This is a genomic window from uncultured Aquimarina sp. (genome assembly GCF_947500065.1).
In the GTDB taxonomy this organism is placed as follows: domain Bacteria; phylum Bacteroidota; class Bacteroidia; order Flavobacteriales; family Flavobacteriaceae; genus Aquimarina.
Map to the genome: position 1 here is coordinate 939,364 of NZ_CANMQT010000001.1, position 15,100 is coordinate 954,463.

The following is a 15,100-nucleotide window of genomic DNA, read 5'->3' on the forward strand; positions in this document are numbered from 1 at the left end:
GTCTATTAGTATCTTTAGTTATATAATAACAAACCACTTAAAACCAAAACCATGAAAACTACACAGTTCATCAAATTTGGAACCCTAAGTCTTTTAATAGTGTTCTTAAGTTGTAATCAGAAAAAAGAAAAAGATACCACAGAAGAAACGGCTGTTACTGAAGTGGTAGAAAAAGAAACACCAAAAAAGAAAGAGATCACGTATGATGTTAATAAACCTGGAACCATCATTAATGCCATTGCAGAAGCTTCTGGAGGATGGGATACCCTATGGAATCTAAAAGATGTGGAATATTCATATACCTATGAGCAAGCAGATGGTAAAAAAGATGTATCCATAGAACGTTATATTTTTGATGGCGAATATTCTTGGGGAAAATATTCAGTGCATCAGGTGAATGTATTACCAGAAAATGAAGAGCCTATTATCCAAAACTATGCGAATGGTAAAGCGACTGTAAGCATGGACGGCAAAGAAGTGACTGATGAGAAGACTATTGGTACTGCAGACTTCTTACGTCAGGTAAACTATTATTGGTTTATGATGAACTTTAAGATCGGCGATCCGGGCACTACCTATGAATACAAAGGTCAAGAAACTGTAAATGGAAAAACATATGATAAAGTAACCGTAGCCTATGATCCTGAGAAAACAGGTAAAGAAGCTAATGATGCCTATATCTTATATGTAAATCCGGAAACTAAATTGATAGATCAATTCTATTTCTCATTGCCTGCCTGGGGAATTAATGATACTGTACTATTAATGAAAGTGAAGTATACTGAAATTGATGGTATACAGGTACCTACACATCGATATGCTTATATCCCAAATGATAAAGGTGAATTTCCTGAAGAACCTTCTTTATCGGAGATTTCTACCAACGTGAAGTTCAACAACGGATTCACACCTGAAGATTTTAGCATTTAACAATTGGTTTAAAAAGAAAAAGGATAGTGGTACGGCTATCCTTTTTCTTTATGCTATAGTAACTTTTTTAACCCTTTATTATTTTAAAAGTTGTCACACTTCCATCTTTATAGAATCTAAGAGGTATAATAACTTTTTAAAATAATACGCAATGAAACTTACAAAATTTTTATGCCTAGTAGTAATAATGGTATTCGGATCTATACATCTTAATGCCCAAAAATCCAACGCCAATGTTACCTTAACAAAGGTAGTAGATACTTCTGCCGACAATGTTTGGGGTAAGCTAAGACAGATGGACGATATTGATAAATATTCTTCTGCAATTTCCAAGGTGAAATGGACTGGCGAAAAAGGAATTGGTGGTCAAAGGGTATGCACATCTGCCGACGGACAAGGATATTTTAAAGAAAGTATCGTTGCATTTGATGACCAAAATCGTACCTATACTTATGCATTAGTAGAAGGTGTTCCTGCAAAAGGAATGATTAACAACTTTAAGGTAATAGATCTGGGATATCAAAAATCCATGATCGTATGGACTAGCAATTATGAGCAGTTTATGAAAAATCCACAAATGACAGAAGAACAATTCTTAGGGTTTTTAAACCAATCCGCTGGTGAAATGCTTGCCAATGTAGCAATTGCAGCAGCAAAATAGTTGTAAACTTAATCTACATTAAGAAATGATTGAACTGTAGAACACCTATTGTCACACTAAGCCTGTTGAAGTATAATCACAAAAATTAGATTTTAATTGTCTTTGACAGGCTTAGCACTGACAAAAAAGTATAAACCAATCAAACATTTCTACCAAAATCGCTTGCGTATGAAACCTATTTTTCTTCATATCATCTGCTTATTTGTTTACAGCCTAACCTTCTGTCAGGAACAGGTCATAACAATTAATAGTAAACACCTTTCGAAAAAAATAAAAGTCATTACCTATAACACTGATACAAAAACAAACATAAAACAGTTAGTATATATAACTGATGGCAAAAAATTTATTGATCATGGAGGATTAGAAAAAATCAAAACTCTAACTAAAAAAGGGAAAATACCACCTGCACAATATGTCTTTATAAGTACCATAGATCCAGAGAGTAAAAAAGATCTTAGAAACTATTTCTTTTTCAATAACCCGAAGTATCTTGATTTCTTTGAATCAGAGCTAATTCCAAGAATTGAAACATCACTTACTTCAACCCTATTCGAACCTAAAGATCGCTCACTAATCGGAATTTCTTTTGGCGGGCTCAATGCCGCTTACTTTTCAGCAAAATCCAAAAAGTTTAAAAACTTTGCCTTACTATCTCCTATTACATACCCAAAAAAAGAAGAGTTGATAAAAGCCATTACTTTTTCAGAAAACAAAAACCTTAAGATTTTCCTTTCGACCGGAACCAATGATGCAGAAAATTATGTAAAAGACCTAAAAGCGATCTACCTTTCTAAAGGATATAAAATTAAAACACTACAAACAGAAGGAAGTCATGACTTTAAAAACTGGAATGGACAACTAACCGAAATTATAAACTGTTTACTGTCAATTAATTAAATCAATTAAACAAAATTTTAACACAATAAAATTTGTTTACTAGACGAGTGGTCATACTTTTGTTAACCCAAAATAAAAAAAATGCCAAAGACCTTAAAACATGAAACCAAAGCAGATCACCTTTTAGAAAAGGGATTAGAGATTATATGGTCTAAAGGGTATAATGGTACTAGTGTTAATGATATTGTTAAGGCTGCGGAAGTTCCTAAAGGTTCTTTTTATTTTTATTTTGATAGTAAAGAAGATTTCGCAATAAAGGCATTGGACAAATATTTCACGATGCAATTTACACCTGCGTTGGAAGTTCTAAAGCATAGTGAAGGATCACCCAAAGAACGCTTATTAAATTTCTATGAGTTCCGAATTAAGGTACTAAAAGAACAACTAGAATGTAAAATGGGCTGTTTAGGGTGTAACATCAGTAATGAAATGTCTGAGCATAATGAAAATATTAGAAATACGGTACTGGATAGACACAATTTAATTAAGAATGAAATTATTACGGTAGTTAAAGAAGCACAAAAATTGGGAGAAATAGGATCTTTTATTAACGCAGAAGATCTTGTTGGATTTATTGAGGATGCAGGAAAAGGTGCAATGACTACTATGAAAGAAATGCAGGATGCCTATCCAATAGATAATCATATGCATATTGTTAAAACTATATTGATTAAGTAATTTTTTTTGAATCAATAATAGACGACCGGTCAATTTTGATATTTATTGAATTAAAATTAGAAGTATGTCCAAATAATAAAAACACAAACGTCTTAAAGAATACATATTAACAACAATCACTTAGTCAACTATTTAATATAGATAGTCGACTGGTCAACTAATATTAAAAAAATGAATGCAATTAAAAAATTAGGTACTGCAACTAACACTTTTGCAAAACGATGGGCAGAATTTGTAATAAAATTTAAATGGCCCGTATTAATCACTACATTGGTATTGACAATGGGGTTAGGTTCCCAAGGCAATATGGAATTTGATGGTGATTACCACGTATTTTTCAGTAAATCCAATCCTGAATTAGAGGCATTTGACGCCTTACAAGAAAAATATACAAAGGATGATAATGTAGTAATTGTATTAACACCCACAAATGGAGATATTTTCACTAAAGAAAACCTTTCTGCTATTGAAGAACTCACAGCGCAAGCTTGGAATACACCTTATTCTTCTCGTGTGGATGCTGTTACCAATTTTCAACACACCAGTGCACAAGGAGATGATCTATATGTAGATGATTTATCTTATGAATCTTCTTCTAAAACCGAATCAGAGATTGCTATCATTAAAAAGAAGGCACTTAACGAACCTTTGCTTGTTAATCGAATTCTTAATGAAAGTGGAACTGTAACCGCAATTAATGTCACGGTGCGGCTTCCTGGAGAAGATAGTGCCAAGGAAATACCAGAAGTTACCGCTTTCATTCGTAGCACTATTTCAGACTTTAAAACAAAACACCCTAATTTCGAAGTACATTCTTCAGGATTAGTACCCTTAAACACAGCTTTTTTCGAATCTTCCATGAATGATTTGATGCTAACCTTGATTATGCTAATCATTGTAATCATCACGACCTTTATTCTTACTAGAAATATATACAGTACCATTGCTACATTTATTGTAGTGATCTTTTCTATTATGAGTGCGGTAGGTTTTGTTGGATTAATGGGAATAAAACTCACACCTCCTTCCTCAGTGTTTCCCACGATGATACTAACTCTTGCCGTTGCCGATAGTATTCACATTCTGATTACGATGTTACAAAAAATGCGTAAAGATGGATATACAAAAAATGAAGCTTTAGTAGAATCCTTGCGACTCAATTTTATGCCAGTATTTATTACTAGTTTAACCACAGTTATTGGATTCCTAACTATGAACTTTGGCGATGTTCCTCCATTCTGGGATTTAGGTAATATCACTGCTTTTGGGATGACCATGGCATTCTTGTTTTCTACTACCGCGTTACCAGCTCTTATGGCTATTCTTCCGGTAAAAGTTAAAGTTCAAACAACGGCAACTACAGAAAAAATTAGTTGGTATACTTCTTTAGGGAATGCTGTTGCCAAACAACCTGTTCGGCTAACAATTCTTTCTGTTTTATTTATAGGAGTATTGACTTTCTTAGCAACTAAAAACAGGTTCAATGATGAGTTCATCAACTATTTTGATGAGACCGTAACCTTTAGAACAGATACCGATTATATCAGCGAAAATCTAACGGGTATTTATAATGTTGAATTCTCTGTAGGTAGTGGAGAAAGCGGAGGAATCAACAATCCAGAATATCTAAAAAAATTGAATGATTTTGAAGACTGGTTGAATGAACAGCCCGAAGTAGTTCATGTGAACGCCTTTAGTGAAGTGGCCAGAAGAGTAAATCGTTCCATGCATGGAGATGACGAAAATTATTATCGAGTTCCTGATAGTCGAGAAGAAGCTGCACAGTACTTATTACTTTATGAACTTTCTCTTCCTTTCGGACTTGATTTAAATAATCAAATCAACGTAGATAAATCCGAAACACGTGTCACAGTAACCATAGAAAATATCAAAAGTGCCGATATGATTGCTTTTGCTGATCGTGCAGAAACTTGGTTGCAAAACAATACTCCGAAACCTATGCATGCTATCGGAGTAAGTCCAACACTAATGTTTTCTACCTTAGGTTTTAGACAGGCAGATAGCATGTTTAATGGAAATATTATTGCTTTGATTTTAATTTCTATTGTACTCATGTTTGCGCTTAGAAATTTCAAATTAGGCTTACTAAGTATTATTCCAAATGTAACACCCGTTTTAGTAGGATTTGGATTCTGGGCATTATATAAGGCCCAAATAAACACGGGAATGGTAATCGTATTCGGAATGACTTTAGGAATCATTGTAGATGATACTGTTCATTTTATGAGTAAATTTTTAAGAGCACGGAGAGAATTGGGCTATGATGCTAAAGAAGCGGTCATTTATGCTTTCGAAACGGTTGGCAAAGCATTAGTTACTACAACCATTGTTCTGCTTGCAGGATTTACTGTGCTTTCTACCTCATCATTTGCATTGAACAGCTATATGGCAAGAATCACATTAATTATAATTTTCTCAGCACTAGTAATTGACTTTATACTACTTCCATCATTGTTAATCTTAACGAGTAAGAAGAGTGTATCAAAAGAATCAGTAAAAGAGTTACAACCACAAATAAACCTTGATAAATAATTTTAAAACATAGTATCTAATGAAAAAACTAATTCTAGTAGGAATTGCTTTATTAAGCATAACTACAATAACCGCACAAAGTGCCGAAGAACGTGGATTACAAATTGCTAATGAAGCAGACAAAGCTGATCAGGGCTTCAATAGTTCTATTGTTAATCTTAAAATGACATTAAAAAACAAAAACGGTCAGACTAGTGAACGCTTATTAATCACAAGAACGCTAGAGCAATCTGATGATGGTGATAAATCTATGATTGTTTTTAATAGTCCAAAAGATGTAAAAGGAACCTCAACGTTAACCTTTACACATAAAATTGGATCAGACGATCAATGGTTATTCTTACCTTCTATCAAAAGAGTAAAAAGAATTTCATCAAACAATAAATCCGGTCCTTTTGTGGGTAGCGAGTTCGCTTATGAAGACCTTTCTTCTCAGGAAGTAGAAAAGTATGCCTATAAATTCCTAGAAGAAAAAGGAAACCTTCTTGTGGTAGAACAAGATCCTGTAGATCCAAAATCTGGATACACAAGACGCATTGTTACCTACAACAAGGACAAAGCGTATCGTTTAGAAAAAGTAGAATTCTATGATCGAAAAAACTCCTTATTAAAAACACTTACCTATAGTGATTACAAACTTTATAAAGGAAAATTCTGGAGAGCACTAACAATGAATATGGTAAATCATCAAAGCAATAAGGAAACACAATTAAAATTTACAGATTACAATTTCGAATCTGAGCTTTCTGAAGATGATTTCACACAAGTAGCGCTTAAAAGAGCAGGAAAATAATCATATAGCACACAGCACACATAAGGCACGTTTTTAATTGTACTCTTACTTTTTACCAAATGTCCTCCTAGTAGTTAAAACTGTCTTTGTGTGCTTTTTAAATTATATTAAATGAAGATTAAATCAAGTTTCTTATTACTAATTTCGTTCTTTCAATTTTGGATCTATGCTCAAGAAGAAGTAAAAAAAGTCACTCATGACTTCGAATTAGAATTAGAAGGAGAATATCGATATTTTTATAAAGATGCTCTTTTTGAAGGTCAAAAGGATCATTTTCCGTCACTTGGCATTACACCAGAATATTCATTAGAATGGAATAAAGGATATGAAAGTATTAATTTCAAAGGTTTTTTTAGACTTGATGTTGATGATGAACGAACACATTGGGATATCCGTGAATTGTATTATCAAAAAGCCAAAAATAACTGGGAATTTAGTTTAGGTTTAAAAAAAGTGTATTGGGGTGTTACAGAAAGTAATCATATCGTTGATATTATTAATCAAACCGATGCTGTAGAAACTTTTGATGGAGAGGAAAAACTAGGACAACCGATGGCTCAGTTTACCTGGATTACTGAGAAATATGGATCTTTTGATTTCTTTTATCTCCCCTATCACAGAAAGCGTACTTTTTCTGGAAGAAAAGGAAGGCTCCGCTTTCCGGTAGTGATCGATAAAGATGATCTAGCCTATGAAAGTAGTGCCGAAGAATGGAGACAAGATGTTGCTTTCCGATGGAAACACTACTTTAGTATTTTTGATATTGGCCTTTCGCATTTCTATGGAACCGGTAGAGAACCTCTTTTTACTTTTGATACTGCTGGAAATATTAATGCTTTTTATCCTGTAATCAATCAGACAGGTTTGGATCTACAAATTACTCATAATGCTTTCTTATGGAAACTAGAATCCATCTATCGTCATGCAGATACTCAGGATTTCTTCGCATTAGTTGCGGGATTAGAATACACCTTTTCTAATATCGATGGGAATGGTTTAGATATTGGGGTTTTAGGAGAGTATTTATATGATGAAAGAGATGAATTAGCTATAAATGCTTTACAAAATGATGTATTTTTTGGTAGTCGGATCGCTTTTAACGATACAAAAGATACTTCTATATTGATTGGCGGTATCGCCGATCTAGAATCTAGTAGCAAAATTTTTAGTCTAGAAGCTTCCAGGCGCTTTGGAAATACATGGACAGCAGAAATAGAAGCTAGGGTATTCAGTAAAATAGATACTAACGAATTCATACTGTCTAATTTTAGTGAAGATAGTTTTTTAAGAATTTCAATATCAAAATATTTTTAATTTTTAGTTGCAACGATATTCCCTATTTTTGGTCTGTTATTGAAAAGCTTACGATGAGATCATTATTATCTATACTACTTATACTTACTATCACCTGTTTTGGGTGTAAAAAAGAGAACAAGGCTATTGCACAGGAAGAAAATGAAATTGTATTGCTTGATAGCTTATCAAAAGAAAAAGCAAAAATAGAACTACTAAAATTATCTCCGCAGGCAATCACAGAGTTAGAAAATTTCGAGGATTTTCAGAATTTTAAAACCTTGATGTTATCTATGAGCAACTCAAATCCTTTTTACATAAAAAAATATGCGGATAGTGTTGATCTTTTGGTCCAAAGTTTCAATGAAAACCTATCTGAAGATTTAAAAGTAAATACAATAAGCTCCAGAATTGCGGTGATAACGACAGAATCTGGATTATTAATGCAACTCGCTGAAAAGAAAAACCCTGATGCTCAGAAATTATTGGATGCCAATATACGCTTACTTACTGCTTACAATAGCTTAATTATACAGCTAAACGAGTTATCCTTAGCAATACCTGAGAATATTGAAAAAGAACTTCTTAGAGAACGAGATATCTTAAGAGATTCTATTTTAAACCCCAAAGAAAAAAATACAGAAATAGAAGAATAATTATCATGAAAAATATAATTGTTATAACGTCATTAATAATAACTGTAATCTGTTCTGCTCAATCCAAAAATACTTCAATCCCTGATACAAAACATGAGATAAACAATGTCTTAGAACAATGGCATAAAGCCGCTGCTGATGCTTCTTTTGACTCCTATTTTGGGTTAATGACAGAAGATGCAATATTTATTGGTACAGATGCTACAGAAAATTGGACATTACCAGAATTTAAAGCATTTTCTAAACCTTATTTTGACAAGGGAAAAGCCTGGAGTTTTAGTACACTAGAGAGAAATATATTTACTAATCCATTAACAAATCTGGCTTGGTTTGATGAATTATTAGATACACAAATGGGTATTTGTAGAGGCAGTGGAGTATTACAAAAAACTGCAGAAGGCTGGAAAGTAAAACATTATGTACTGTCTATTGCTATACCTAATCAAAATGTAAAGAAAATCACTACACTTAAACAAGCCTTTGATACTGATTTAATGAAGAAGTTGAGAAGTAAACAAAACTAAAACAAAGTTTTTCTAAATCCCTCAATATCAGAATAACACTTTGTTGCTCCGTGCTTTATTAATTTTTCTTTATTCTTATCTCCTATTCCAACAAAATCTAAGGATAAATTCTGAGCAGTTTTCAGATCCCAAAGTCCGTCTCCAACAGAAACGATATTAGTAAAAGCTGATGTATTATAAAACGTTTTTGCTCTTTCTATAGCATCCATAACAAATCCTTCACGCGATTCATGAGTCATCGAAGTAGCTAGCAATAATTCATCATACCATATATCACATTGTTGTAATTTCAACATTGCTGGTTTCGGTAATGCTCCAGTTGCAAAACAAAACGGAATTGAATTATCTCTGAAAAATTGTATCAAAGACTTAGCTCCATGAATCTCTTTTACAGGATCAAACTCCTGCATCTGTTCCATAAGATTATTCTCAAAGTCCTTCAATAAGTTTTCAGAAAAACTTTCTTTAATATTTCGTTCGTAATTATATCGCAACGCATAACTATCAGTATGATGCTTGTAGTTATTATAATCTGTATCTATGTCCTCAATTCCTAGACTCATCATAGCTTTAGTCACAGAAATAAGATACATAGGCACACTATCCGTTAAGGTGCCATCAATATCAAATATGTAGAGTGTGTCTTTCAGAAGAAATGTCTTAGTCTATAAAGAATATTTGAGTGATAAAATAAAGTTTCTACCTGCTCCTGCAATACCAGAAGAGTATGCTCTGTAACGTTGATCTGTAATATTCTCAATGGTCAAGGTTGTTTGTAAACTTTTAGTAAACTGATATCTTGACCGAATATTGAGGGTATACCAAGATGGAGAATACGGATTCCCATTTTCATCTAAAGCATATAAAAAATCATTGTTTTGTTGTGATGGTGCCAAATCTTCAAAATCAAACCGACCGTTATAGATGGCGGAAAAATCAATCATCCACTTGTCTTTAGTATAGGTAAGGTTTGTACTCCCAAACTGAGGAGCTACATGCCTTGATGGCGAAACAGATCCATCATCAAGTTCTTCCTCTCCACCAGTAAAAGTATATTTTGAAGAAAGGTTGAAGTTTTTTATAAAATCATAACTAATTCCCGCTTCGAAACCATAAATCCTAGCATTCGCTGCATTCTGAATCGCCTGTACATTACTCAATTCTCCTCCAAAGAGAACTTCTGTTGCTCCATTAAGAGAAAAATCTCTACGCACTAAAGCATTATCAAGCTGGGTATAATAGGTAGCTAAATCAATCTTGAAGTTTTTGCCCAAGGCAGCAGTCACTCCTATTTCTCCATTATACGCATATTCTGGCTCTAAATCCGGATTAGGTACCACTACAGAACCTGGTTCAGAATCAAAAATTTTACCTACATCGTCAATATTTGGTGCTCTGAATGCTGTTGAAAAATTTAATTTCCATTGTAAGATATCATTCGGCAACCAACTAATTCCTGCAGTTCCCGTAAATGCTTCTGTATCTATATTAGCTTCTGTAAACGGGAAATCAAAAAACGTATCATCAAACTCCGAATACAAGATAATTCTGTTATATCGAATACCACCTTGAAATCTTAATTTCTCACTTAATTTACTTTTTATACTCGCATAAGCGGCAATAGATTGCCAAGTAGATCCATCTGGATATCTGGATGGTGCAGCTGCTATTTCGTTTGTAGAGATATTAAGCATTGAACCTTCAGAAGCTACTTGGTTTAAAACATATTCTAATCCATAATAAACCGTTGTCTTATCATCGAATTTCTTCTCAAAATCAAGATTCGCAGAATACGCATCTACATCTTCTTTTGTTCTTTCTAATATATCGCCCCCAAAGTCTCGATCGTTTCTACTTTCTTGAAAATTTTGATAAGCTGCCGTGAATTTCAGCTTAGTATAAATTGTGTTTTCCCACTTATTAGTTAGTTGGAAATTCCCCATCAACCATTGTTGGGGACCGTAATACCATTCTGCGGATCTTAAGTTTCCATCTCTACGACGAATCAAACGATCATATCTTGGATAATCAGATGTCTTAGTATAGATAAACCCCGCACCGAAGTCCCAATGTTCATTGGGAGTAAAATGTATTTTCTGTAAGAAATTCATCTGGTCGTATCCAGTGAATACCTGAGTTTCCGGATCACCATTTTGAATAACCGTATCTACCCCATCAATAATCTCCACATATTCATTTCTCAGATAATCATCAGAACCATGACTTCCCATTTTTAGATCATCAAAATCCGTATAGCTCGCACTTGTCAAAAAAGCCCATTTTTCTAACCCTATATTAAAATCAATATGGCCAGTTTTTTCGTTACTTGCACTTGCATATCTGGCAATCGCGTTTCCGCTTAATTTATTTTTCCCACTTATCGCGAACTTAGGTTGAGCAGTGTAAAAATTCATTACACCACCTACCGCATCACTTCCATATACTACAGATCCTGGACCCAGAATTACTTCAGTTCTATCTACAGTAAAAGGATCTACGGATATTACATTTTGTACATTTCCGCCTCTAAAAATAGCATTATTCATACGCACTCCATCAACAGTAAGCAACAATCGATTAGTAGAAAAGCCACGTATTATAGGGCTTCCTCCACCCAACTGACTTTTTTGTATAAATACCTGACCACTACTTTGTAAAAGATCGGCAGAAGTTTGTGGTGTAGAAAAAGCAATTTCATCAGAGGTTATACTAACAATTTTTTGAGTAACATCTTTTTTATCTTGCTCCCATTTAGATACCGAAATAATAACTTCTGATAACTGGTTTTCGTCCACTTCTAGATATACAACATTAGAAGATTCAAGAATTTTGGATTTTATAAAAGAAGTGGTAATATGAGAGATATGAACAAAATATAGTATTTCCGTTTCTGAAAAAACTGAAATATCCGCTATCCCATCAAAATCAGTGACTGTTGTCTTTGATTTTGTCTCGTTATATATAGTAACACTAGGGATCGGCTGATTATTTGATCTACTCAGTACTGTTATACTTTGAGCAGCATTATCTGTGATAAAAAATAAAGTGAATACAACAACTATAAATAAGCGCATTACCTAACTAAAAATTTCGTTCAAAATCGTAAGTGACTTTGGTTTTTTAAAACCGTGCAAATGTAGCTCAAAATATACTAATAACATGGTAAGAATGTCATTTCTTACTGCTCTAGATATCTTAATATTCATACTATCCTCAAATGTTGTGCCTAAAAAATCTTTAAAAACCAAAACACTTTGGTCTTCTTTACAATAAATGTTTGTGGTCTCCTTTTGAAAACAACCATCCTGCATATTAAAAACGGATAACGATATATTAGATATGTCAGGATAAAAACCTAAATATTGAGTAAGCTTTATTAAAAACGAGATATGAAAGTTACTGATATTATCATGAGAATCCAACCATAAAAATGTAGTTTCCAAATAATGAAAAAGTTCTTCATTTGCTTCTTCTTCATGAATTGTATTCTTTAGTACTTCTGAGAGAAAAAATACCAATGAGCCTTTAACAAAATCTGTGTGTAATGATTGATATGGTTTAAGAATCCTAGCCTCTTTTATTCTTTCTAAGGTTCCTTTGTTTCTATGACTAGCTTCAATTTCTAATAAAGACAATGGCTGAAAAAGTGATGCTCTTATTTTTCCTCTTTTAGATTTTAACACTCCTTTTAATAAATAAGAATGTAAACCGCTGGTTTTTGTTAATAAAGAAACTATTAAATCACTTTCTCCATAACGTAAAGAGTGAATTACTATAGCCGATGTTTTAACAATCATTATCTAACTATCAAAAGCTTAGAAACAGTTGTTTCTCCTTGATCTTCTCCCGTTACCAAAATAAGATAAACTCCAGATGCAACCTTATGTCGCCCAAATGCAGTGGTATCCCACTGAATACTTCCTCCTTCACTAACCTCTTCATATACCAAATTACCTTCTATATCCGTTATTTTTACATTGGCTCTGCTCGTTAACCCTTTTATAGTTACTCGCCCATTAAAACCTGGTCTCACCGGATTAGGAAATGCAGCTACATTATCAAGGTTGTTTTCAGGTCCTGTTGCTATTCCCTTAAATTCCAACAATCCTAGTTCTGTAGCGAAATAAACGGAGCCTGTAGCATCATCAACAGAAATATCTCTAACATTATTAGTTGGTAAAGGTGAATTGTCTTTTGTAAAATGGGCTAAGGTCTCTTGTCCGTCAGGAGAAAAATAAAACACCCCAGATGATGCCGTCGCTACCCATTTATTATTAGATCCATCAGCTTCAATATCCGTTATTGTTTCATCAAACAAAAGCTCCTGAGGAACACCTTCATCATCTAGAATAATGATCTGACTGGCTTGAGGATTACTTTGCTGAAATACTCCCGAAGTATTAAACAACACTCTAATTCCCCTAAAAGTACCTATCCATAATTGATTATTTCGATCTACTTCTAAGGCCAAAATATAATTGCTTGGAAGATTAGAACCTTCTGATTCCCCTGATAATCGAATCAAATTTTCGGTATTAGAGTTATATCCAATTACTCCAGAATTCCATCCTCCAAAAAACAAATTACCTTCTCTATCAACTACTGTATCCGAAAACCCCAGATTTCCACCCGGATTTGATATCAAGCCACTTAGATTTACATTAAAAGTTTGTGTTGATCCAGGAGAAAATCTCTTTAGACCATTATTAACCCTTGAATTATTAATCCATAGATCCCCATCATTATCAAAAACAGCACCATTGAGAAATACAAATGCTGGATTATCCTCGACAAAGGCTTCAAAACCACTATTTAAATTGTTATATAAATTTGTTACAACATTGTCATTAACCTCTAACAACCCACTACTTAAACTACTTATAAAAACCTGATCCTCATTATTAGGGTTTATCGTAATATGTGATAATGATGTTGCTCCGAGTACTTCATCTTTGGAAATATTCAACCATCCATCTGATGTAAGTTTGCTTATACCCCGATTTTTAAGAGGAAATGGATTGAAATTCACATCATACTGACCAAAAACCACCCATAAGTTATCGTTTAGAACTTCCAATCCAAAAGCAGCATTAAGCAAAGGGCCATTTGGAGTTACTGAATTTTTAGCACCTAAATCATTAAAATCAACTTCTAATAATCCTCTACTATCTGTTCCTAAATACACATTATTATTAAAGCTTAAAGCTGTATTAAGTACAAAAGCGTCTTCTGTAGTACTTGTGACCGAATTTATTTCTTGTAAGCTCTTATCAAAAATCAAAGCCCTATCTATAATTGCTATAGTTAAGTTATCTGAATCTGAATAAAAATCCCGAACTATTGTAGGTGTGGTTATCACCGTTGTCAATACATTACCATCAACTCGACTAACAATACTAGTGTTTTGATGAACCAAAATTTGATCATTAAACAAGGTAATCCCATTAAAATTACCAGAGATAAGTGTAGACCATTGATTAAAATCAACTAAATTGGGGTTATTAACATCTGCGGTCAATATTCCACTACCAATAGTAGTTGCATATATAGAATTATCAAATATCGTGGTTCCTGTTATATTTATTTGTGACCCTGCTGGACCGACAAAAAACGTATCTCCAAATTCTATTCTTTCTAAATTGAATTCTACAATCCCAAATTCAGTTGAAATAAAAAGTGTATCCTCATTTTCAAAAAAGTGATTGATCCTTTTTTGGGTAGGAGCAATAGTTGGTTTTTCTAAAATATCTATAAAAGTTCTAACTTCATCATCTATAACTAATTCCAACAATCCATTTTCGTACCCAATAACTGTAATATCATATGTTGAACTATGATAAATAGTAGAAATAGCCTCTCCAGACAAACCATTTACAGTAGAAATAGTTTCTGAAGTTCTCGTATCTGTATCATATACAAAAACCGCATTTTCCGAAACTGCATACACTTTATTATCAACAGCATATGCATCGTTAATCTGAAAATAAGAATAATGCCCAGTCCATTGATTGCTAAAATCTTGAGAAAAAAGACATAATGGAAAAATTAGAAGTATTAATTGTCTGAAATATTGCATAGTCTTTGAGTAATATTAACTCTGGCTTGATAACAC

The 15,100-nt window shown here is 33.3% G+C and carries 13 protein-coding genes; 9 read left to right on the top strand and 4 right to left on the bottom strand.

The window, feature by feature from the left end; translation table 11 throughout:
• Positions 1-51 precede the first annotated feature (51 nt).
• From Q0975_RS04220 to Q0975_RS04260, 9 genes are all read left to right on the top strand, one after another.
• Positions 52-930, top strand: a complete 879-nt coding sequence (locus Q0975_RS04220; RefSeq protein WP_299433545.1) for a DUF6503 family protein — start codon at positions 52-54, stop codon at positions 928-930.
• 151 nt (positions 931-1,081) lie between these two features.
• Positions 1,082-1,591, top strand: coding sequence for an SRPBCC family protein (locus Q0975_RS04225; RefSeq protein ID WP_299433548.1), 510 nt, complete (start codon positions 1,082-1,084; stop codon positions 1,589-1,591).
• A 168-nt stretch (positions 1,592-1,759) separates the two neighbouring features.
• On the top strand, positions 1,760-2,491 hold the full coding sequence (locus Q0975_RS04230; protein ID WP_299433551.1) for an alpha/beta hydrolase-fold protein: 732 nt from the start codon (positions 1,760-1,762) through the stop codon (positions 2,489-2,491).
• Positions 2,492-2,572: 81 nt separating this feature from the next.
• Entirely contained in the window at positions 2,573-3,169 is a 597-nt protein-coding gene (locus Q0975_RS04235; protein ID WP_299433554.1) for a TetR/AcrR family transcriptional regulator, read from the top strand.
• A 171-nt stretch (positions 3,170-3,340) separates the two neighbouring features.
• Entirely contained in the window at positions 3,341-5,722 is a 2,382-nt protein-coding gene (locus Q0975_RS04240; RefSeq protein ID WP_299433557.1) for an efflux RND transporter permease subunit, read from the top strand.
• 19 nt (positions 5,723-5,741) lie between these two features.
• On the top strand, positions 5,742-6,515 hold the full coding sequence (locus tag Q0975_RS04245; protein ID WP_299433561.1) for an outer membrane lipoprotein-sorting protein: 774 nt from the start codon (positions 5,742-5,744) through the stop codon (positions 6,513-6,515).
• A gap of 111 nt (positions 6,516-6,626) precedes the next feature.
• The gene (locus tag Q0975_RS04250) at positions 6,627-7,829 is read left to right on the top strand and encodes a hypothetical protein (RefSeq protein ID WP_299433564.1); all 1,203 of its coding nucleotides are present in this window, start codon (positions 6,627-6,629) and stop codon (positions 7,827-7,829) included.
• 53 nt (positions 7,830-7,882) lie between these two features.
• Positions 7,883-8,464 carry a hypothetical protein gene (locus tag Q0975_RS04255; protein WP_299433567.1) on the top strand — a complete coding sequence of 194 codons (582 nt, stop codon included), beginning with the start codon at positions 7,883-7,885 and terminating at the stop codon, positions 8,462-8,464.
• Between the two features lie 5 nt (positions 8,465-8,469).
• Positions 8,470-8,988 carry a nuclear transport factor 2 family protein gene (locus Q0975_RS04260; RefSeq protein WP_299433570.1) on the top strand — a complete coding sequence of 173 codons (519 nt, stop codon included), beginning with the start codon at positions 8,470-8,472 and terminating at the stop codon, positions 8,986-8,988.
• On the opposite strand, the gene Q0975_RS04265 is transcribed toward Q0975_RS04260, so the two are convergent.
• From Q0975_RS04265 to Q0975_RS04280, 4 genes are read right to left on the bottom strand one after another with little or no spacing between them, the layout of a single operon-like run.
• On the bottom strand, positions 8,985-9,638 hold the full coding sequence (locus Q0975_RS04265; protein WP_366888233.1) for an HAD family hydrolase: 654 nt from the start codon (positions 9,636-9,638) through the stop codon (positions 8,985-8,987). The genes Q0975_RS04260 and Q0975_RS04265 overlap by 4 nt on opposite strands.
• A gap of 15 nt (positions 9,639-9,653) precedes the next feature.
• Positions 9,654-12,062, bottom strand: a complete 2,409-nt coding sequence (locus Q0975_RS04270) for a TonB-dependent receptor (RefSeq protein ID WP_299433573.1) — start codon at positions 12,060-12,062, stop codon at positions 9,654-9,656.
• A 3-nt stretch (positions 12,063-12,065) separates the two neighbouring features.
• Complete coding sequence (recO, locus tag Q0975_RS04275; protein ID WP_299433576.1) at positions 12,066-12,785, bottom strand: DNA repair protein RecO; 720 nt, start codon at positions 12,783-12,785, stop codon at positions 12,066-12,068.
• Positions 12,785-15,064 (bottom strand): two-component regulator propeller domain-containing protein, encoded by a 2,280-nt coding sequence (locus Q0975_RS04280; RefSeq protein WP_299433579.1) that lies wholly within the window; start codon positions 15,062-15,064, stop codon positions 12,785-12,787. Before Q0975_RS04280 ends, recO begins: the two co-directional genes overlap by 1 nt.
• Positions 15,065-15,100: the final 36 nt, after the last annotated feature.

Bases quoted from the DNA above. Each gene is read 5' to 3' on its own strand.
- Q0975_RS04220 (WP_299433545.1), top strand. From the start codon at position 52: ATGAAAACTACACAGTTCATCAAATTTGGAACCCTAAGTCTTTTAATA.
- Q0975_RS04225 (WP_299433548.1), top strand. From the start codon at position 1,082: ATGAAACTTACAAAATTTTTATGCCTAGTAGTAATAATGGTATTCGGA.
- Q0975_RS04230 (WP_299433551.1), top strand. From the start codon at position 1,760: ATGAAACCTATTTTTCTTCATATCATCTGCTTATTTGTTTACAGCCTA.
- Q0975_RS04235 (WP_299433554.1), top strand. From the start codon at position 2,573: ATGCCAAAGACCTTAAAACATGAAACCAAAGCAGATCACCTTTTAGAA.
- Q0975_RS04240 (WP_299433557.1), top strand. From the start codon at position 3,341: ATGAATGCAATTAAAAAATTAGGTACTGCAACTAACACTTTTGCAAAA.
- Q0975_RS04245 (WP_299433561.1), top strand. From the start codon at position 5,742: ATGAAAAAACTAATTCTAGTAGGAATTGCTTTATTAAGCATAACTACA.
- Q0975_RS04250 (WP_299433564.1), top strand. From the start codon at position 6,627: ATGAAGATTAAATCAAGTTTCTTATTACTAATTTCGTTCTTTCAATTT.
- Q0975_RS04255 (WP_299433567.1), top strand. From the start codon at position 7,883: ATGAGATCATTATTATCTATACTACTTATACTTACTATCACCTGTTTT.
- Q0975_RS04260 (WP_299433570.1), top strand. From the start codon at position 8,470: ATGAAAAATATAATTGTTATAACGTCATTAATAATAACTGTAATCTGT.
- Q0975_RS04270 (WP_299433573.1), bottom strand. From the start codon at position 12,062: ATGCGCTTATTTATAGTTGTTGTATTCACTTTATTTTTTATCACAGAT.
- recO (WP_299433576.1), bottom strand. From the start codon at position 12,785: ATGATTGTTAAAACATCGGCTATAGTAATTCACTCTTTACGTTATGGA.
- Q0975_RS04280 (WP_299433579.1), bottom strand. From the start codon at position 15,064: ATGCAATATTTCAGACAATTAATACTTCTAATTTTTCCATTATGTCTT.